This is a genomic window from Kribbella sp. CA-294648 (assembly GCF_050943845.1).
Classification (GTDB): Bacteria; Actinomycetota; Actinomycetes; order Propionibacteriales; family Kribbellaceae; genus Kribbella.
In genome coordinates this window covers 8,506,169-8,524,463 of sequence record NZ_CP191981.1, presented here as the reverse complement: position 1 = coordinate 8,524,463, position 18,295 = coordinate 8,506,169, and the positions used below count along the sequence as shown (strand labels likewise).

Here is an 18,295-nt window from a genome sequence, read left to right as displayed (position 1 = left end):
AGGGATCTCATATGCCAGCAGGACCTCGTGCGGTCGTCGTCACCGGTGGCGCGGCCGGTATCGGCCGTGGCGCCGTCGAGCGGTTCGCCGCCGCGGGCGACCGGGTCTTCGCGCTCGACCGCGATGCGGATGCCCTTGCCGCGCTGGAGGCAGAGCTGGGTGGTCGGGTCACCGGCATCGTCGTCGACGTCGCCGATCGCACCGCGCTGGCAGCAGCGGCCGAGCGGGTGAGCGAGGCTCTCAGCGACGGCGGTGGCGGCAGCGATGGGGGCGGCGGTGGCGGCAGAGGCAGCGGTAGTGGCGGGCTTGGCGCTCTGGTTTGTGCGGCGGGGGTTCAGCGGTACGGAACGGTCGTGGACACGCCTGCCTCGACGTACGACGAGGTGATGACCGTCAACGTCGGCGGGGTGTTCTTCGCCTGCCAGTCGTTCCTGCCGTTGATCCCGCGCGGCGGGAGTGTGGTGGTCGTCGCGTCGGTGCAGGCGTACGCCTCGCAGCACAACGTCGCGGCGTACTCGATGGGGAAAGGCGCTCTGCTCTCCCTCGTCCGGGCCATGGCGGTGGATCACGCGGCCGACGGCATCCGGGTCAACGCGGTCTGTCCGGGATCGGTGGACACTCCGATGTTGCGGACCTCGGCCGCGCAGTTCAGTGGCGACCGGTCGACCGACGAGGTCGTCGCGGAATGGGGACGGTCCCATCCGCTCGGCCGGGTGGCGGCGACGAGTGAGGTGGCCCAGGTGATCCACTTCCTGGCGTCGCCGGCCGCCGCGTTCGTGACCGGGGCCGACGTGAAGGTCGACGGTGGGTTGACCGCCCAGCTGGCCGTAGTACTGCCGGAGGACGCTCGATGAAGATCGTGGACATCCGCGCGACCACCGTGACGATGCCGTTGGAGGCGCCGCTGCGGCACAGCAACGGCGCGCACTGGGGACGGTTCGTGCGGACCGTGGTCGAGATCGAGGCCGACAACGGTCTGGTCGGGCTGGGCGAGATGGGTGGTGGTGGTCAGAGTGCCGAGGATGCCGTCGCCGCGCTGAAGCCGTACCTGGTCGGTCATGACCCGGCCCGCAGCGAGGCGCTGCGCTGGATGCTGGCGAATCCGACGGCGAGTCTGTACAACAACCGGACCCAGTTGCTCGCGGCGGTGGAGTTCGCGTGCTTGGACCTGCAGGGGCGCCGGCTCGGCGTACCGGTGCACGAGTTGCTCGGTGGCAAGGTGCGGGACAAGGTGCCGTTCGCGAGCTATCTGTTCTTCCGCCATGCCGCCGACGACGGCACGGGGGAGATTCGGACCGCGGAGCAGTTGGTCGAGCACGCGCGGTCGCTGGTGGCCGAGTACGGGTTCACCGTGCACAAGCTGAAGGGCGGGGTGTTTCCGCCTGACTACGAGCGGGAGTGTTTCCGGGCGCTTGCCAAGGCGTTCCCTGGGCACCGAGTGCGGTTCGATCCCAACGGCGCCTTCGGGGTCGAGGAGGCGATCCGGTTCGCCCGGGGCATCGAGGACCTGGACAACGACTATCTCGAGGACCCCACCTGGGGGATGAACGGGATGCGCCGGGTGCGGGAGAACACCTCGATCCCGCTCGCCACCAACACGGTGGTGGTCAACTTCGAGCAACTGGCCGCGAACGTGCGGGATCCGGCCGTCGATGTGATCCTGCTGGACACCACCTTCTGGGGTGGGATCCGGGCCTGCGTCAAGGCGGCCGGGGTCTGCGAGACCTTCCAGCTCGGGGTGGCCGTGCACTCCTCGGGCGAGCTGGGGATCCAGCTGGCCACCATGCTCCAGCTCGGCGCCGTCGTACCGAATCTGTCGTTCGCTGCCGATGCGCACTATCACCATCTGCGCGACGACATCATTGCCGGGGGCAAGCTTCCGTACCGTGGTGGCGCGATCGCCGTACCGGACGGGCCCGGTCTGGGGATCGAGCTGGATCGCGACAAGCTCGCGGAGTACGCCGAACTGTTCCGCGAGCTGGGTCCATATCCCTATGACCGCGATCCGGCCAGGCCCGGGTGGTACCCGCTGCTGCCGAACACCGACTGGGCCGATCCCACCGAAGGGCTGCGATGATCCCCCGTAGTACGGACCTTGCCAGCGATGTGCTCACGCATACGTATGACGACATGTTCAATCCGCCGGGGTTGACCAACTTCCTTGGCACCGCACAGGTCGACCTGGACGTGTTCGCCATTCGCAGTATCAACTTCCCGCCGTACTCGCATGGCGATGTGATCACCGGTCAGCTCTATGTCGATGGTCGGCTGGCGCGGTCGTACGGCGGTGAGGTGGAGGTGGTGTGGCGGCCGGATCGGGTTGTCCGGACGACGCGGATCGACGGGTTGACGCTGCGCAGTACGACGGCTTGCGCGCCGGGGCGGCCTGCGGTTGTGGTGCAGCTTGAGGTCGAGGGTGCGGCGGGGCGCTCTGTGCGGATCGGGCTGGCGTTGGCCAGTACTGCGACCCGCGCGGCCGGCGGGTGGTCGCGGCCCGAGCCGCCGTCGGAGCCGAACACTTTGCGGGAAGCCGAGATCCGGGGTGCGGTGGTCGGGACCGGTGAGTCGGGGTCGGCTGTCAGCTTGCAGGGGTTCGATGCGGTGACGTCAAGGGCTGCTGCGGTGACCACAACCTCGATCGGCTCCTCTTCTGCTGGGTCATCGGAATTTGCTGCGGCGGCGGCGCTTCGGCCGCAGTCGATGCTGGAGGCAACGGTCACGTTGGATGCCTCTGGCAACGGGCAGCTCGGGTTCGTACATGTTCTGGACGGCGATGTCGGGTCGGCGGCCGAGCACTACAACGCTTGTGTGGCCGACGTACCGGCGGTGATCGCGGCGGCCGAGGTGCACTGGGACAAGGCGCTGGCGGATGCGTTCGATCCGGACAGCGACGGGTTCAGTGGCTCGCTGCCGATCTTGGAGACCTCTAACGAGGCGCTCCGGAAGCTCTACTGGTGGGGTGTGCTCGGCGTGGTGTGGTTCCGCCGCGACAACCCGGCGAGTGTGATCGGGCGTACCTACGACACGCTGATGCCGCGGTACTGGCAGACCACCACGTTCATCTGGGACTACAGCCTGTCGTCGCTGACCCATGCACTGCTCGACCCGGTGCCGATGCGCCGGCATATCGAGCACTGGATCGACCTGGACACCCACGCGCACTTCGGTACCGAATGGCTCACCGGCGGGCCGGTCGGGCAGTGGTACTCGGTCAACGACTTCGCGATGACGCGGCTGGTACGGGACTACATTCGGTTCAGCGGAGACGAGGACTTCCTGGCGACGCCGGCCGGCCGGGACGACGCCCGCAAGCCGGTGGCGTCACACCTGCACGACTGGGCGACGGCCTGGCGCGGGTTGCGCAAAGACCACCCGCTCGCCGACTACGGCGGCATCGACAACCTGCTCGAATGCGTGAGCAGCTACGTCCACGAGGTAGCCAGCTTCAACGCCGCGAACGTCTGGTGCCTACGAGTAGCCGCCGAGGTAGCCGAGCGCGCGGGCGAGCCCGACCGCTCGCGCCTGCTGCGCAAGGAGGCTGACGAACAGGCCGGTCACGTCAACGACCTGTACGTCGAGGGCGCCGGCTTCTGGCACGCCCGCCAGCCCGACGGCACTCTGGTCCCGGTCCGGCACTGCTACGACTTCAACCTCATCGGCACCACGATGGCCGACGACCTGTCGGACACGCAGCGGGCAGAGATGGTGGAGTTCTTCCAGCGCGAACTCCAGACCCCGACCTGGATGCGCGCACTGTCGCCGTACGACGCGGATGCCGCCTTCAGCCTGCGACCCGACCACCAGTGGAACGGCGCCTACCCCGCCTGGCCAGCCGACGCCGCCCGAGCGCTGTTCGCACTGGGCCGCGGCGATGTCGCGCTGGACTGGCTGCCGGGCCTGGCGAAGACCGCGAACCAAGGGCCGTGCGGTCAGGCGCACTTCGTGGAAGAGGCGGTCCCGGCGATGGCCGGAGGGGCGCGCAAGTCGCCGCCGCAGTACCCGTACCTGATCGACTGGTCCTGCTCGTCATCCGGCGCCTGGGTGAGCCTGGTGCTGGAAGGCGTGTTCGGTCTGGAGGTTGGCTTGGACGGCACAGTCCAAGCCAACCCCCGCGTCGCGCCCCTGGATCCCAACGCCCGCCTGCACAACCTCCGCGTCGGCAACCGCACCTACACCATCACCGCCGAGGGCGTTTCGTAGTACTTGGAGCCAGGCTGCCCCGGGGTGCGTCTTAGCCGGCGTGGATCAGGAGGGTGGGGTCGCGATGGCTTCGAGGAGGGACTCTTCGGCGCCCGCCAAGTGGCGGCGTAATTCCTCCACGCAGTCGTCTAGTTGGCCCTTCTCCAGGAGGCGGACCAGTTTGCGGTGGGAGGCTACTTGTTGTCTGGCGTCTTGGCGGAGGGCGTCGACGCGGGCCAGGGCCAGTCTTGCCTCGCCGGTGATCGAGTCGGCGGTGGCGGTCAGGCGTTCGCTGCCGGTGAGGGCGACCAGGCTGCGGTGGATGGCCAGGTGGGTCTCGGTCATCGCCTCCGGGTCGGCGCCTTCCTTGGCGGTCGCGGCGAACGTGCGCATCGCGGCGCGGACCCGCTCGCGGGCGGACTCGTCGGCGTCGAACCAGGCCCGGATCCCGGCCGACTCGAGCACGAACCGGGCCCGGCAGATGTCGGCGACCGCGGCCGGGTGCAGGATCGCGACGCTGACGCCCTTGTTCGGTTCGCGGACCGCGAGCCCTTCGGTGACCAGCATCGTCATCGCTTCGCGGACCGTACTGCGGGCGACGCCGAGCGCCTCGGCCAGCGGTTGCTCGCGCAACGGCGTACCGGGTTCGAGGTCGCCGGAGAAGAGGGCGGCGCGGAGCGCGTCGACAACCCGGTCCACCGTGGTCGAGCGGTCCACCCGCAGCCGTTCGTACATGCAGCGATTCTCGTCCAGTCAGGCTCAGTTGTCGCGTTCGGCGCGGGCCCGCGAGGCGGCCGCCGCTCAGCCTGTGGATAACTCTCGACATGATGACCTGGTTTTCGGGCAGTCTTTGACGCAGTGGCCGCCCCTGCCAGAGCGAGGAGAATGCCGTGAGTGACAGCAAGGCACTGCCGTTGGTCGGTGGCGTCATGCTCGTGTTCTTCCTCCCGCTGCTGATCGTGATAGCGCTGCTGGTCGGAGTGATGAGCGGGATGGGCAGCGCCTCCGCCTGTACGCCGAGCACGACGACCGAGGCGTCGGGGATGGCCTGGCCGACCGACAAGAAGGGGGCCGCCCAGGGCTGGGACGACGAGGGGCCCGAGCAGCACAAGGGCATGGACTTCGACGTCCCGAAGGGCAGCAAGGTGTACGCCGTCGAGTCCGGCGAGGTGAAGTCGGTCTCCGCCGACCTGATCAAGATCAGCCACGGCGACGCGATGGAGACCTGGTACCAGTTCCTCGACTCCACGGCGGTCAAGAAGGGCGACAAGGTCGACCGCGGCCAGGTGATCGCGACGTCCGGCGAGGGCAACGAGACCGCGCCGGGCAAGAGCGGCGCTCACCTGCACTTCGAGGTCTGGGCCCAGGGCGACAGCGGCGGGGCGCTCAAGCAGGCCGACCCGGCCAAGCTCTTCGCGGCCGCCTCGTCCGGGTCGGGTGGCACCGGCTGTGGCTGCAACACGGACGGTCCGCTGGTCGGCAGCACCAACCAGGAGAAGGCCTTCAACTACCTGGTCGCGAACGGCTACACCAAGGAGCAGGCCGCCGGGATCGTCGGCAACATGATCCACGAGTCGCAGGTGACGCCCACGCTGCTCAACGGCACCAACCCGCCGACGGTGACGAAGGCGAACGTGGCCGAAGGCCTGGACAAGGCGTGGGGCATCGTCCAGTGGTACCCGGCCAAGAAGATGATCACCGCGTCCCGCAGCAAGGGGGTCAGCTACGAGACGATCGAGACCCTCGAGTACCAGCTCAAGTTCCTGAAGGAGCAGCTGGACGGGACGGGACCGGTCGCGCTCAAGGCCGTCGGCGACAAGATGAAGGCGACCAAGACGGTCGAGGAAGCCGCCTACGTCTTCGCGCACGACTACGAGATCTTCACGACGGACGACAACCACCCGGAGTACGAGGAGCGGAAGAAGACCGCCCGGGAGGTTTTCGACACCTACTCGGGCGGAGCAGCGCCACCGGGGAAGCCGGGGGTGGGGCCGTCGACCGCGTGCGCGGCCGGCAGTGGCAACATCGCCGAGGTGGCGAAGTCGCTGGCCTGGCCCGACGGTGGGCACGGCAAGAACAAGGGTGATGCGACCCCGGCGTTCCAGGAGGCGCTGCCGAAGTGGAACAGCGACCAGGGGTACGAGGTGTGGAGCGACTGCGGGCGGTTCGTGGCGACCGTGATGCGGATGAGCGGCGCCGACCCGGAGTACCCGATGGTGTCGACCGGGGTGCAGGACAACTATCTGCGCACCTCGGGCAAGTACGACGTCTTCAACAACATCGACATGGGCGATCTGCAGCCCGGTGACATCTTCATCGGCGCAGGTCACACGTACCTGTACGTCGGCCCGTGGGGTAAGTACAACTCCGCCTCCGGCTCCCTCGGCGGCCACGTGCCCGAGGCCGGCTATGCCTACGACGTCGGCGGCTGGACCCCCACCAACGGGCGGTTCGCCGTCGCCCGGCTGAAGAAGTAGGAGCAGACCATGGAGGAGGACAACCGGCGGCCGTTCGTGACCGGCGTCGTCGTGCTCGCGGTTTTGGTGGTGCTGATCGGAGGATTCGTGATCTGGCGGCACGATCCGAAGGCGGAGCTGACCGTCACGTCGATCCCGAACGACCTGACCCTCACCCTGGACGGCCAGCCGATCGCCGCCAACGGCAAGGTCGAGGTCCGGCCGGGGACGCACACCCTGACGGGTAGCCGGGACGGCTTCCAGAGTTACACCCGGACGATCACGGTGCGCGATGACGATCCCGTCTCGGTGAAGATGTACCTCTACGCCAACGGCCCGATCGGTTACGAGTGGGGCAAGAACAATCCGGAGCAGGAGCGCGAGACCGAGGCCGAGGCCGGCCGCCGGTACGACGAGATCCAGCAGCGGCTCGCGCAGAAGTACCCGATCCTGGCGCAGTTGCCGTACGTCGGACCCGGTTTCAAGGCGACCTACGAAGGATCGAAGTCGGACCCGGACAACCCCGAGGCGATCTCGGTGCGGATCGTCACCTGGACGGCGACCGGCAAGGACAAGGCGCTGCTGTGGATCACCGGCAACGGCTGGGATCCGGCCACGCTGGACATCATCTACGCGACCAAGTAGTCAACCCCGCCGGTACTGCGCCCCGCACGCGCCCGTCCGCCTGAGGGTCGGCAAGCTCATGTTGACGCGACCTCGGTCGACCTGCACACTGACTGATTGTCGGACAATCAGGGGATCGGTCAATGCGACGATCGTGAGCTCAATGGAGTGCGCAGATGGGTCAGCCGCTGGGGTGGGGTCGCCGGTATCTGATGGTCCGGCCGGACCATTTCCGGATCGACTACGTGATCAATCCGTACATGTCGACCCAGGACCAGCCCGACCAGCAGCTGGCGCTCAAGCAGTGGGACTCGTTGCGGCAGGCCATCATCGACGCCGGCGGCGAGGTCGAGGTGCTCGAGCAGCGCGACGACTCCCCGGACATGGTCTACGCGATGAACCTGGGCTTCGGTACGGCGCAGGGCAAGGCGATGCTCTCGCACATGCGGTTCGAGCCGCGCCGCAAGGAGTCGCTGACCGCGGCCGAGTGGTTCATGGAGCGCGACTTCGAGCTGAAGCGGACCGGCAGCGACGGCGTCGGTCCGCACTTCGAGTCCGGTGACGCCTTCGTCTTCGGCGACAGCCTGGTGATCGGCTACGGCCCGCGCACCGAGGCCGGCGCGCTCGAGCACATCGCGTCGGAGTGGAACGTCCGGGTCCGCGGGCTGCGGATCACGCACGAGGGCATGTACCACCTCGACCTGCCGTTCTGCCCGATCGACAGCACCCACGCGCTGGTCTACCCGCCCGCACTGGACGCCGCCAGCCAGACCGAGCTGTTCGGTATCGTGCCCGACCCGATCGTGCTCACCGACGACGAGGCGTTCGCCTTCAGCGGCAACTCGCTGGTGGTGGACGAGACGATCATCATGCCGGCCTGCTCGCCGCGGTTGCGCGAGCTGCTGACCGGGCTCGGCCTGCGCGTTGTAGTACTGGACCTGTCCGAGTTCCACAAGGGTGGTGGGTCAGCGCGCTGTATGACCAACCCGCTCGATTTCGACCTCGCCGCCGCCAGTGTCGCCGGTGGCGAGGTCGTCCTGCCCGCCTGACAAGCCGGGCCGGTACGCCGTACCGATGGCCGGGCGCCTGCCCACGGTTCAGCTGGATTGCTGGACGAATGGACGGGCGGCCCGGCCATTTTGATGACTGACTGACGATGTCGCCCGGCGCACGCTGAGCAATTTGTCCAGTGCGATTCCATGGGGTTCTAAGCCGGCCGGGTTGGAGCTAGCCTGCGGGCATGACCCCTGACCACGAGGTCCGCTTCCGTTCCGTCCTGGACGACATCGCGGCTTACAAGCCGGGCAAGCCACCGGCACGCTCCGACGGCCGCCCGACGTACAAGCTGTCCAGCAACGAGAACCCGTACCCGCCGCTGCCAGGCGTGCTCGCCGCCGCCACCGAGGCCGCCGCGAACATGAACCGGTACCCCGACATGGGCGCGTTGCCGCTGCTCGAGGCGCTGTCCGAGCGGTTCGACGTACCGGTCACGGATCTGGCCGTCGGGACCGGTTCGGTCGCGGTGCTCTACCACCTGCTGCAGGCCGCCTGCGGTGAAGGTGACGAGGTGGTCTACGCCTGGAGGTCCTTCGAGGCCTACCCGATCGCGGTCCAGCTGACCGGCGCGACGTCGGTCCGGGTGCCGCTGACCGAGGACGCGCGGCACGACCTGAAGGCGATGGAAGCCGCCATCACCGACCGGACCCGGGTCGTCCTGGTCTGTACGCCGAACAACCCGACCGGGCCGGTCGTCCGTCGCGACGAGCTGGTCGCGTTCCTCGACGCCGTACCGCGCAACGTGCTGGTCGTCCTCGACGAGGCCTACCGCGAGTTCGTCCGCGAGCCGGAGGCACCGGACTGCGCCGAGCTGTACCGCGACCGGCCGAATGTCGTCGTCCTGCGCACATTCTCGAAGGCCTACGGGCTGGCCGGCTTCCGGATCGGCTACGCGATCGGTCACCCGCCGGTGGTCGCCGCGATCCGCAAGTGCGCGCTGCCGTTCGGCGTCAGCGAGGTTGCCCAGGCCGCCGCGATCGCCTCGTTGCGCGCGGAGAAGGAACTGCTGGAGCGCGTCGACGGGCTGGTCGCCGAGCGGACCCGGGTGGTCGACGCGCTGCGGGAGGCCGGCTGGGACGTCCCCGAGACGCACGCCAACTTCGTCTGGATGCCGCTCGGTGACGAGACCGTGGCGTTCGCCGAGGCGCTCCAGGCCGAAGGGGTCTCGGTCCGGCCGTTCCCCGGCGAGGGTGCCCGGGTGACGATCGGTGAGAAGGAGGCCAACGACCTGTTCCTGACCACCGCGTGCGCCTGGCGCCGGTGAGGAACCTGATCTGGATCTCGGGCGCCTCGTCCGGGATCGGGGCGGCCCTGGCCGTCAGTACGCCGTACGCGGACTCGCGGGTGGTCGACCTGTCCCGGAGGGGTGGAGTGGTCGAGCACTTCGCGGCGGATCTCGCGGATCCGGCGGACTGGAGGCGGGTGGAGGAACACTTCGTCGCGGAGCTGGCCGGCTTCGACGGGGATCGGGTGATCTTCGTGCACAACGCCGGCACGGTCGTTCCGATCGGGCCGGCCGCGACCGTCGATGCGGACGCGTACGCGAAGGCGGTGCTGCTGAACTCGGCAGCACCGCAGGTCCTCGGGCGGGCGTTCCTGCGGGCGACCGCGGGCCTCGACTGCGAGCGGCACCTGGTGATGTTGTCGTCAGGTGCCGCGACCAAGGCGTATCCAGGCTGGTCCGCCTACAACGCGGGCAAGGCGGCTGTGGATCATTGGGTTCGCACGGTGGGACTCGAAGAGGCTGCCGCGGAGCAGGACAGTGGTGGTGCGGTGAAGGCGTGCCGAGTGGTCGCGGTGGCACCGGGGGTGGTGGACACGGCGATGCAGAGCGAGATCCGGTCGGTGGACGAGCAGGCCTTCCCGGCGGTGGAGAGATTCCGCGAGCTGAAGAGTTCCGGCGGACTGATCACACCGGAAGAGGCCGCGGCCGGGCTGTGGGCCGTCATCGCCGCGCAGTACCCACCCGGCACCGTGCTGGACCTCCGCAACCTGCCGAGCTGAACTACCCATCCGTGGCCCACGAAGAAGCGGCACCGGGAAGGAGTGAGGCTTGCTTCCCGATGCCGCTTCGAGGTGTTGCTACCGGGTGATCACCCCACCGAGGTGATCGTTCCGGGGTCCTGCATCACTGACCCAGGGAGTGGGGGTCAGTTGTTCTGCTCGGACTCCTGCTCGCAGGTCTTCAGGACCTCCGACACGTTGCCGTCGTTGCCGAGGCCGAGGACCGCGAAGATGTTGCTGACCGCAGCGGCGCCACCGACGGCGTTGATCGGCACGTCGTTGTGGCAGGCCTGGAACGGGCCGACGTTGTTCCGGCTGACCGACACGAGGCCGTCGTCGCCGATGCGGTACCACTTGTTGCCGTGGTTGTTCTGCTCCGAGTCCTGCTCGCAGGTCTTGACCGTGGTGGCGGTGTTGCGGTCGTTGTCGATGCCGATGACGCCGACGATGTCCTCGACCACAGCGGAGCCGCCGACCGCGTTGATCGGGACGTTGTTGTGGCAGGCCTGGAACGGGCCGACGTTGTTGTTGTCAACGCTGACCAGTCCGCCGTTGTCCTTGACGAAGTACCAGTGCTTGCCGCCCTTGGCGTAGCCCTTCACCGCGCTGGCGTCGGTCAGGCCGCCGGTCGCCTTGGTGCTGTCGTCGATCATGTTCGCGCTGACGACGGTGGCCAGGCCCAGCGTGGCAACGGTCGCCACTGCCGCTGCAGCGGCGATCTTGCGTGTTACCTGCATTATGCGAGGTTTCCTTTCGGGTATGACGGATTCGTCTTAGTGGGTAACGACGGGTGCTGGGGCGGGTTACAGAATTCTTCGGCCGATTTTTGGTTCAGGCGGAAATCCCTGGGTAGGCCATAGCCGGCAGGTGATGAGTTCGCTGCCGTGGCAACTATCTGTCTCTGACCAGGCAACTTGTCGCCCAGGAGGATGGTCCGGCGGGGCAGCGGACGTGAAAACAATTCGCTTCCGGCAACCCGTAACCGATCAGCCGTTTGGTCGTTGTCTGATCGCGGGCAGCACGGCTGCCCGTCTTTCATGGGGTATTTTCGCCTGTCTCGGTGGTCGGCGAAATGGCAACACCATGAGGAAACGGATTGTCACGCACCATTGCCGAAGTTTCGCGCCGTGTTTTTTCGGGGCATGGCGCTGGGCCGGCAACTCGGACCCGCTGCCGCGCGCATCGGCAGCGGTGGGAGACCCGGGCACCCCATGGGAGCCCGGGTCTTTCCCTTTGGGGGCGCCGGCCGGCTGCGGGCGCAGGTCAGGTGTGGCGCAGGTCAGACGGTCCGCAGGTCAGACGGTGCGGCGGCGCTCGGCGCTGACCACCAGCGCGACACCCAGCACGACGACCGCTCCGCCGATCAGGATCTTGCCGGTGATCGGCTCGCTCAGGATCAGCCAGCCCAGGAACACCGCCACCACCGGGTTCACATAGGCATAGGTGCCGATCAGCGAGATCGGCGCGTTCGCGAGCAGGTAGGAATAGGCCGAGTAGGCAAGCAGCGAGCCGAAGACGACCAGGTAGGCCAGCGCGATCCAGCCCTTCGGTTCGACCTCCCCGAGGTGCAGCTGCGCGGGTTCGCCGGCCAGTACGCCGATCAGCACCATGGCGGAGCCGCCGATCGCCATCTCGTACACAGTCGCCACCAGCGGGTCCTTGGGCAGGCCGAGTCGCGGCGAGAAGCGCGAGCCCGCCGCCCAGCTGATCGTGCCGAGGATCAGGATCACGACCGAGATCGGCTTGGCGCTGGTGTCGCCGCCGGACAGCGCGAGCAGGGCCGCCCCGCCGAAGCCGATCAGTACGCCGAGCCAGGTCAGCGGTCGCGGCCGTTCTCCGCCGCCGACCCGCAGGAGCATCAGCCACAGCGGTACGGCGGCGATCAGCAGCGCGGCCAGGCCGGACGGCACGGTCTTCTCCGCGACCGCGACCGCGCCGTTGCCAAAGGCAAGCAGGAGGAGGCCGACCACGCCGGCGCCGAGCAGCTCGCGGGTGGTGACGCGGAGCCTGCTGACGCCGGAGCGCAGAGCCAGGAATGCGGCCAGCAGCGTGGCGGCGAGCAGGAAGCGCGCGGCCATCCCGAGCATCGGCGGGATCTTGGCCTCGATCACGATCCGGATGAAGAGGTAGGTCGAGCCCCAGACGAGGTAGACCACCGCGAGCGCCGACCAGATCATCGCGCTGGAAGCCGCCGGGCGTGGGCCGGCCTCGGGCAGTACTTGCGCGGGGGCGGCGGCCATCGCGGGATCCTCCAACTGTCATGGGTGAAATGCATGAACAGTGCTGACGCTAACTGCGGTGCCGAGGCAACCACAAGGGACTTTCCGCCCTCCGGACACCGAGATCCCGCCAGCCGACCTTCACCCCTAGAACGGATCGACCTGGTCTCGTGTGAGGACCCGAGCGATCGGATCGCTGTCCATGACGGTGTGACCACGTGGCGTGACGGCGATCCGAAGAGGACCAGCTTCGAACTGGTACGGCTTGTCGGTTAGCCCTGATCGGTACCGGGTTGTGACACAGATCGCACGGATCCCCCGACGGTGTTACATCGACGGGATTCAGGCGTGCGGCCGGGGTCCGAGGTGACCAGTGGGCGGACTGGTGTCTCAGCACGAGACGCCTTTCGGTACCGGCGTACAAGTCGGCGTCCAGACAGTTAGCGGATCAGCAACCTGCTGGGTACGGTGTCCGGCAAGATGGGCAGTGGTGCCAGTGAGGAGGTTCACTGCCGAGCGGTGTGCATCAACCTGGATCCACGCGGTCCCGCCTGCGAAGCCTCACCCGGCTGGCTGGGCCGGGGCCCCGTGCAATGTTGCGGTCGCGGCGATCCCGCGCTCGAACCCGAGGAGTGCATGTGAGTGAGTCGGAGCCGGGCCCTGCCCCGGAAGTGTTCGCGCCCGTGGAGGCGCCGGTCAGTCCCACCCAGGCCTCCGAGGAGGTCGAGTTCGTCCAGCTGCTGACGCCGGAAGGTGAACGCGTCGAGCACCCGGACTACTCGTTCGACCTCGACGACGAGGCGATCAAGGGTTTCTACCGGGACATGGTCATGGTTCGCCGGATCGACACCGAGGCGACCGCCCTGCAACGCCAGGGAGAGCTCGGCCTGTGGGCCTCCCTGCTCGGCCAGGAGGCCGCGCAGATCGGCTCCGGCCGCGCCCTGAACGAGAACGACATGGTCTTCCCGACCTACCGCGAGCACGGCGTCGCCTGGTGCAAGGGCGTCAACCCGCTCAACCTGCTCGGCCTGTTCCGCGGCGTCGACCAGGGCGCCTGGGACCCGCGCGACAACAACTTCCACCTCTACACGATCGTGATCGGCGCTCAGACGCTGCACGCGACCGGGTACGCGATGGGTCAGCAGCGCGACCACGCGGTCGGCGACGAGAACGGCGAGGCGACGATCGCGTACTTCGGCGACGGCGCCAGCAGCCAGGGTGACGTGAACGAGGCGTTCATCTACGCCTCGGTCTTCAACGCACCGGTCGTCTTCTTCTGCCAGAACAACCAGTGGGCCATCTCGGAGCCGATCGACCGGCAGACCCGGATCCCGCTGTACCAGCGCGCGGCCGGCTTCGGGTTCCCCGGCGTCCGCGTCGACGGCAACGACGTACTGGCCACGTACGCCGTCACCCAGCAGGCGCTGAAGCGCGCCCGCGAGGGCAGCGGCCCGACCCTGGTCGAGGCCTACACCTACCGGATGGGCGCCCACACCACCTCCGACGACCCGACGAAGTACCGGCTGTCGGAAGACCTGGAGTACTGGAAGCTGAAGGACCCGATCGAGCGGGTGAAGGCCTACCTGGCCCGGGCGATCGGGGTCGAGCACGAGTTCTTCGAGCAGATCGAGGCCGAGGCCGACCAGGTCGCCGCCACCCTGCGGGCGGGCTGCCTGGCGATGCCCGACCCGAAGATGACGGACTTCTTCGAGCACGCGTACGTCGAGAAGACCCCGCAACTGGTCGAGCAGCAGGCGCAGTACAACGCCTATGCCGCCTCCTTCGAAGGGGAGCAGTGAGATGGCGAAGATCAGCCTGGGCAAGGGCATCAACGCGGGCCTGCGGGCCGCGATGGAGAAGGACTCCAAGGTCCTCATCATGGGTGAGGACATCGGCAAGCTCGGTGGCGTCTTCCGGGTGACCGAGGGGCTGCAGAAGGACTTCGGCGAGGACCGGGTGATCGACACCCCGCTGGCCGAGTCCGGCATCATCGGTACCGCGGTCGGCCTGGCGCTGCGCGGGTACCGGCCGGTCTGCGAGATCCAGTTCGACGGGTTCGTCTTCCCGGCGTACGACCAGATCATCAACCAGGTCGCCAAGATGCACTACCGGTCGATGGGCAAGCTGCGGATGCCGATCGTGATCCGGATCCCGTTCGGCGGCGGCATCGGCGCGGTCGAGCACCACTCGGAGTCGCCGGAGACGCTGTTCGCGCACGTCGCCGGCCTCAAGGTGGTCGCCTGCAGCGAGCCGGTCGACGCGTACTGGATGATCCAGCAGGCGATCGCGACCGACGACCCGGTGGTGTTCTTCGAGCCCAAGCGCCGGTACCACGAGAAGGCCGAGCTGGACGAGGACGCCGGACCGCAGTACCCGTTGTTCAAGGCGAAGGTGGTCCGCGAGGGCACCGACGCCACGCTGTTCTGTTACGGCCCGATGGTGAAGACCTGTCTGCAAGCGGCCGAGGCGGCGCTCGAGGACGGCCGCAACCTGGAGGTCGTCGACCTGCGTTCGATCTCGCCGCTGGACCTGGAGACGGTCTTCGCGTCGGTCAAGAAGACCCGGCGCGCGGTCGTCGTGCACGAGGCGCCGCTGTCGCTCGGCCCGGGCTCGGAGCTCGCCGCGCGGGTGACCGAGGAGTGCTTCTACCACCTCGAGGCGCCCGTACTGCGGGTCACCGGTTTCGATACTCCCTATCCGCCGTCGCGGATGGAGGAGGAGTACCTGCCCGACCTGGACCGGGTGCTCGACGCTGTCGACCGGGTGATGGGGTACTGATGGGCATCCAGCAGTTCCGCCTCCCCGACGTGGGAGAAGGCCTGGTCGAGGCAGAGATCGTCAGCTGGAAGGTCAAGCCCGGCGACACGGTCAAGCTGAACGACACGGTCGTCGAGATCGAGACGGCGAAGTCGCTGGTCGAGCTGCCGGTCCCGTACGCCGGGGTCGTCACCGAGCTACTCGTCCCCGAGGGCGAGACCGTTCCCGTCGGTACGCCGATCATCGCGGTCCAAACCGGCGAAGCCACCCCCGGCGACCTCACCCCACCGGTCACCGAGGGCACCCCGAAGGAAGACCTGGTCCCGTCGATCCCCGGCGAGGAGGCCCGCACCCCCAACCTGGTCGGCTACGGCCCCCGAGCCACAGAAGCCAAACGCCGCCCCCGCAAGACAGTTGGTTCTGAGGTTGCTGCTCAGGCTGGACCCGCAGTAGCTGAACCGGCCGCGCCTGCTCCCGTTCCTGTTCCTGCTCCCGTCGAGGTTGCCGGTGGCAACGAGGCGGGGAGTGTGCATGTGTTGGCCAAGCCGCCGGTGCGGAAGTTGGCCAAGGATCTGGGGATTGATCTGGCGCAGGTGACTGCGACCGGGCCGGGTGGAATCATCACTCGGGCTGATGTGGAGAACCACACGGCCGCGCAGGCTGCACCCGCGCAGGCTGTACCCTCGCAGGTTGCTCCTGTGGTTGGTGCGCAGGGGGACACCCGGATTCCGATCAAGGGTGTGGTGAAGGTGATGGCGCAGGCGATGGTGAGCAGTGCGTTCACCGCGCCGCATGTGACCGAGTGGATCACCGTCGACGTCACCGCCACGATGGACCTGGTCGAGCGGTTGAAGAAGGACAAGGCGTTCCGGGACCTGCGGGTCTCGCCGTTGCTGATCGTGGCGAAGGCGGTCACGCTGGCAGCCCGGCGTACGCCGATCATCAACGCGACCTGGGACGAGGCGAACCAGGAGATCGTGATCAAGGGGTCGGTCAACCTCGGGATCGCCGCGGCCACCCCGCGCGGGCTGATCGTGCCGAACATCAAGTCGGCCGACTCGCTCACCCTGCCCGAGCTGTGTGGCGCCCTGAACGACCTGGTCGCCACCGCCCGCGAGGGCAAGACGTCCCCGGCCGACCAGGCCGGCGGCTCGTTCACGATCACCAACGTCGGCGTCTTCGGCGTCGACGCCGGTACGCCGATCATCAACCCCGGCGAATCCGCGATCCTCGCCTTCGGTGTGGTGCGCAAGCAGCCGTGGGTGGTCGACGACGAGATCGTGCCGCGCTGGATCACCACTCTGGCGCTGTCCTTCGACCACCGCCTGATCGACGGCGAGAAGGGTTCCACCTTCCTCGCCGACGTGGCCGGCATCCTCGAGGACCCGGCCCGCGCGCTGATGTTCTAGGCAACAAAAAGGAGAGAGGGGATCCCGGGCGGGGGATCCCCTCTCTCTGTCGGTGCGGCCGGTCGGTGCGACCGGCCCGTGCGACCGGGCCCTCAGCCGAGGGCCCGGTCCGTCGTCACCAGCGCTTGATGGCGTCCAGCGCGTCGACCAGACCCTCACCGAAGAAGGCGTTGTTCTCGGTGGTGCCGGTGCAGCGCGGGTCCGGCGTCGCGGGGCAGGCCTGGTCGTCGGCCTCGCCGCGCAGGACCTTCTCCATCTCGGCCGGCTTCAGCCACGGACGGGACGACTTGAGCAGCGCCGCCACACCGGCGACGTGCGGGGAGGCCATCGACGTACCGCTCGAGAGTCCGTAGCGGTTGTTGGGCAGCGTGGAGAGGATGCTGCTGCCCGGAGCCGCCACGTCGATCTTGTTCAGGCCGAAGTTTGAGAAGCCACTCCGTGCCTGGGTGCGGGTGGTGCTGGCGACCGTGATGACGCCCGGCAGCTCGGTCGGCATGTCCAGGCAGTCGTTGTTGATCGTCCGCGTCACCGGAGTGGAGTCGTTCGGGCTGGCGGTGTCGGTGGTCTTGTTGGCCAGGTCGTAGTTCGAGTTGCCGGCCGCCGCGACGGAGAGCACGCCCTTCTTGGTGGCGAAGGCGACGGCCCGGCGGACCGATTCCTGGACCGCACCCTGGTCAGCGTTGTCGTTGCACCAGAATTCCCACGGGTCGATGAAGTAGCTGTGGTTCGTCACGTCCATCTTGTGCTCGGCGGCCCAGACGAAGCCGCAGATCGCGTACTCCGGGAAGATGTAGCCGTCGTCGTTGACGACCTTCACCGAGGCGATCCGGACGCCCGGGGCGACCCCGACGATGCCGACGCCGTTACGGGCGGCGGCGACGGTACCGGCCACGTGCGTGCCGTGGGAGCTGGTGGTCGGCCGCCAGGCGCCGGCGGCCGTGTCCGGTACGCCGTTGCTGGCGCAGTTCACCGAGTCGGCAGCGGAGAAGTTCGGCGCGAGGTCCGGGTGCAGGTCGTCGACGCCGGAGTCGTTGATTCCGACCAGCACCTTCTTCGACCCGTCGGTCACCTTGTGGGCCTGGTCCGCCTTGATCTGGACCATGTCCCACTGCTCGTTCTCGCGGGGATCGAGCACCGGCTCGGCCTCGACGGCCGACAGCCCCTTGGCCGCATCGGCCTGCAGCCCGGTGGAGGCCGTCTTGGCCGAGCCGACCGGGCCTTCCTTGACGGCGGCGGTGCGGGTCGCGCCGACCGACTGGACGCTCTTGCCGTTCTTGCCCAGCTTGACGTCGGTGCGGAACGTCGTGCTGGTCGACTGCGCGATGACGACGCCGAGGTCGTCGTACGACTGGACCACGGTGCCGCCGGCGGCCTTGATCGCCGCTTCGGCGCGGTCGACGTGGATCGGCACGGGCTTGGTGTTGACGACGTAGTTCATCAGGATCCCCGGCTCGGCCGCGGAGCCGGCGGAAGCGGACGGGGACAGGGGGACGGCGTGGGCGGCGGTGACGCTGCCGGCACCGGCGAAGGCCAGGGCCGCGACGGCCAGGCCGGCGCTCAGTCGACGGGTACGCGAGCTGGGTGACAAGAC

The 18,295-nt window shown here is 68.2% G+C and carries 15 protein-coding genes; 11 read left to right on the top strand and 4 right to left on the bottom strand.

Going from position 1 to position 18,295, the window contains the following annotated elements; genetic code table 11:
- Positions 1 to 11: 11 nt before the first annotated feature.
- The 3 genes from ACQPYM_RS40635 to ACQPYM_RS40625 are packed head-to-tail and all read left to right on the top strand — an operon-like array spanning position 12 to position 4,200.
- Positions 12 to 854, top strand: a complete 843-nt coding sequence (locus tag ACQPYM_RS40635; protein ID WP_433012245.1) for an SDR family NAD(P)-dependent oxidoreductase — start codon at positions 12 to 14, stop codon at positions 852 to 854.
- Positions 851 to 2,077, top strand: coding sequence for an enolase C-terminal domain-like protein (locus ACQPYM_RS40630; RefSeq protein ID WP_433012242.1), 1,227 nt, complete (start codon positions 851 to 853; stop codon positions 2,075 to 2,077). The genes ACQPYM_RS40635 and ACQPYM_RS40630 overlap by 4 nt, the downstream gene beginning before the upstream one ends.
- A 53-nt stretch (positions 2,078 to 2,130) precedes the next feature.
- Positions 2,131 to 4,200, top strand: coding sequence for a hypothetical protein (locus ACQPYM_RS40625; protein ID WP_433012239.1), 2,070 nt, complete (start codon positions 2,131 to 2,133; stop codon positions 4,198 to 4,200).
- Between the two features lie 45 nt (positions 4,201 to 4,245).
- On the opposite strand, the gene ACQPYM_RS40620 is transcribed toward ACQPYM_RS40625, so the two are convergent.
- Positions 4,246 to 4,914: a GntR family transcriptional regulator gene (locus tag ACQPYM_RS40620; RefSeq protein ID WP_433012236.1), complete on the bottom strand. Its 669-nt coding sequence runs from the start codon at positions 4,912 to 4,914 to the stop codon at positions 4,246 to 4,248.
- A gap of 155 nt (positions 4,915 to 5,069) precedes the next feature.
- Here ACQPYM_RS40620 and ACQPYM_RS40615 point away from each other — a divergent pair, with 155 nt between their 5' ends.
- From ACQPYM_RS40615 to ACQPYM_RS40595, 5 genes are all read left to right on the top strand, one after another.
- The gene (locus tag ACQPYM_RS40615) at positions 5,070 to 6,656 is read left to right on the top strand and encodes a phage tail tip lysozyme (RefSeq protein ID WP_433012233.1); all 1,587 of its coding nucleotides are present in this window, start codon (positions 5,070 to 5,072) and stop codon (positions 6,654 to 6,656) included.
- Between the two features lie 9 nt (positions 6,657 to 6,665).
- Positions 6,666 to 7,280: a PEGA domain-containing protein gene (locus tag ACQPYM_RS40610; protein ID WP_433012230.1), complete on the top strand. Its 615-nt coding sequence runs from the start codon at positions 6,666 to 6,668 to the stop codon at positions 7,278 to 7,280.
- Positions 7,281 to 7,435: 155 nt separating this feature from the next.
- Positions 7,436 to 8,308: a dimethylarginine dimethylaminohydrolase family protein gene (locus ACQPYM_RS40605; RefSeq protein WP_433012228.1), complete on the top strand. Its 873-nt coding sequence runs from the start codon at positions 7,436 to 7,438 to the stop codon at positions 8,306 to 8,308.
- Positions 8,309 to 8,499: 191 nt separating this feature from the next.
- The gene (gene hisC / locus ACQPYM_RS40600) at positions 8,500 to 9,579 is read left to right on the top strand and encodes a histidinol-phosphate transaminase (RefSeq protein WP_433012225.1); all 1,080 of its coding nucleotides are present in this window, start codon (positions 8,500 to 8,502) and stop codon (positions 9,577 to 9,579) included.
- Complete coding sequence (locus ACQPYM_RS40595) at positions 9,576 to 10,319, top strand: SDR family NAD(P)-dependent oxidoreductase (protein ID WP_433012222.1); 744 nt, start codon at positions 9,576 to 9,578, stop codon at positions 10,317 to 10,319. The genes hisC and ACQPYM_RS40595 overlap by 4 nt, the downstream gene beginning before the upstream one ends.
- 146 nt (positions 10,320 to 10,465) lie before the next feature.
- Here the strand turns inward: ACQPYM_RS40595 and ACQPYM_RS40590 are convergent, their stop codons facing one another.
- Together ACQPYM_RS40590 and ACQPYM_RS40585 are read right to left on the bottom strand one after the other, a co-directional pair.
- Positions 10,466 to 11,056 carry a hypothetical protein gene (locus ACQPYM_RS40590; protein ID WP_433012219.1) on the bottom strand — a complete coding sequence of 197 codons (591 nt, stop codon included), beginning with the start codon at positions 11,054 to 11,056 and terminating at the stop codon, positions 10,466 to 10,468.
- Between the two features lie 558 nt (positions 11,057 to 11,614).
- Positions 11,615 to 12,559, bottom strand: coding sequence for an EamA family transporter (locus tag ACQPYM_RS40585; protein WP_433012216.1), 945 nt, complete (start codon positions 12,557 to 12,559; stop codon positions 11,615 to 11,617).
- A 617-nt stretch (positions 12,560 to 13,176) separates the two neighbouring features.
- Here ACQPYM_RS40585 and pdhA point away from each other — a divergent pair.
- From pdhA to ACQPYM_RS40570, 3 genes are read left to right on the top strand one after another with little or no spacing between them, the layout of a single operon-like run.
- Positions 13,177 to 14,337 (top strand): pyruvate dehydrogenase (acetyl-transferring) E1 component subunit alpha, encoded by a 1,161-nt coding sequence (gene pdhA, locus ACQPYM_RS40580; RefSeq protein ID WP_433012213.1) that lies wholly within the window; start codon positions 13,177 to 13,179, stop codon positions 14,335 to 14,337.
- Between the two features lies 1 nt (position 14,338).
- Positions 14,339 to 15,316, top strand: coding sequence for an alpha-ketoacid dehydrogenase subunit beta (locus tag ACQPYM_RS40575; protein ID WP_433012210.1), 978 nt, complete (start codon positions 14,339 to 14,341; stop codon positions 15,314 to 15,316).
- Positions 15,316 to 16,704 carry a dihydrolipoamide acetyltransferase family protein gene (locus ACQPYM_RS40570; protein WP_433012207.1) on the top strand — a complete coding sequence of 463 codons (1,389 nt, stop codon included), beginning with the start codon at positions 15,316 to 15,318 and terminating at the stop codon, positions 16,702 to 16,704. The genes ACQPYM_RS40575 and ACQPYM_RS40570 overlap by 1 nt, the downstream gene beginning before the upstream one ends.
- A 115-nt stretch (positions 16,705 to 16,819) precedes the next feature.
- Here the strand turns inward: ACQPYM_RS40570 and ACQPYM_RS40565 are convergent, their stop codons facing one another.
- The gene (locus ACQPYM_RS40565; protein WP_433012204.1) at positions 16,820 to 18,292 is read right to left on the bottom strand and encodes a S8 family peptidase; all 1,473 of its coding nucleotides are present in this window, start codon (positions 18,290 to 18,292) and stop codon (positions 16,820 to 16,822) included.
- Positions 18,293 to 18,295 lie beyond the last annotated feature (3 nt).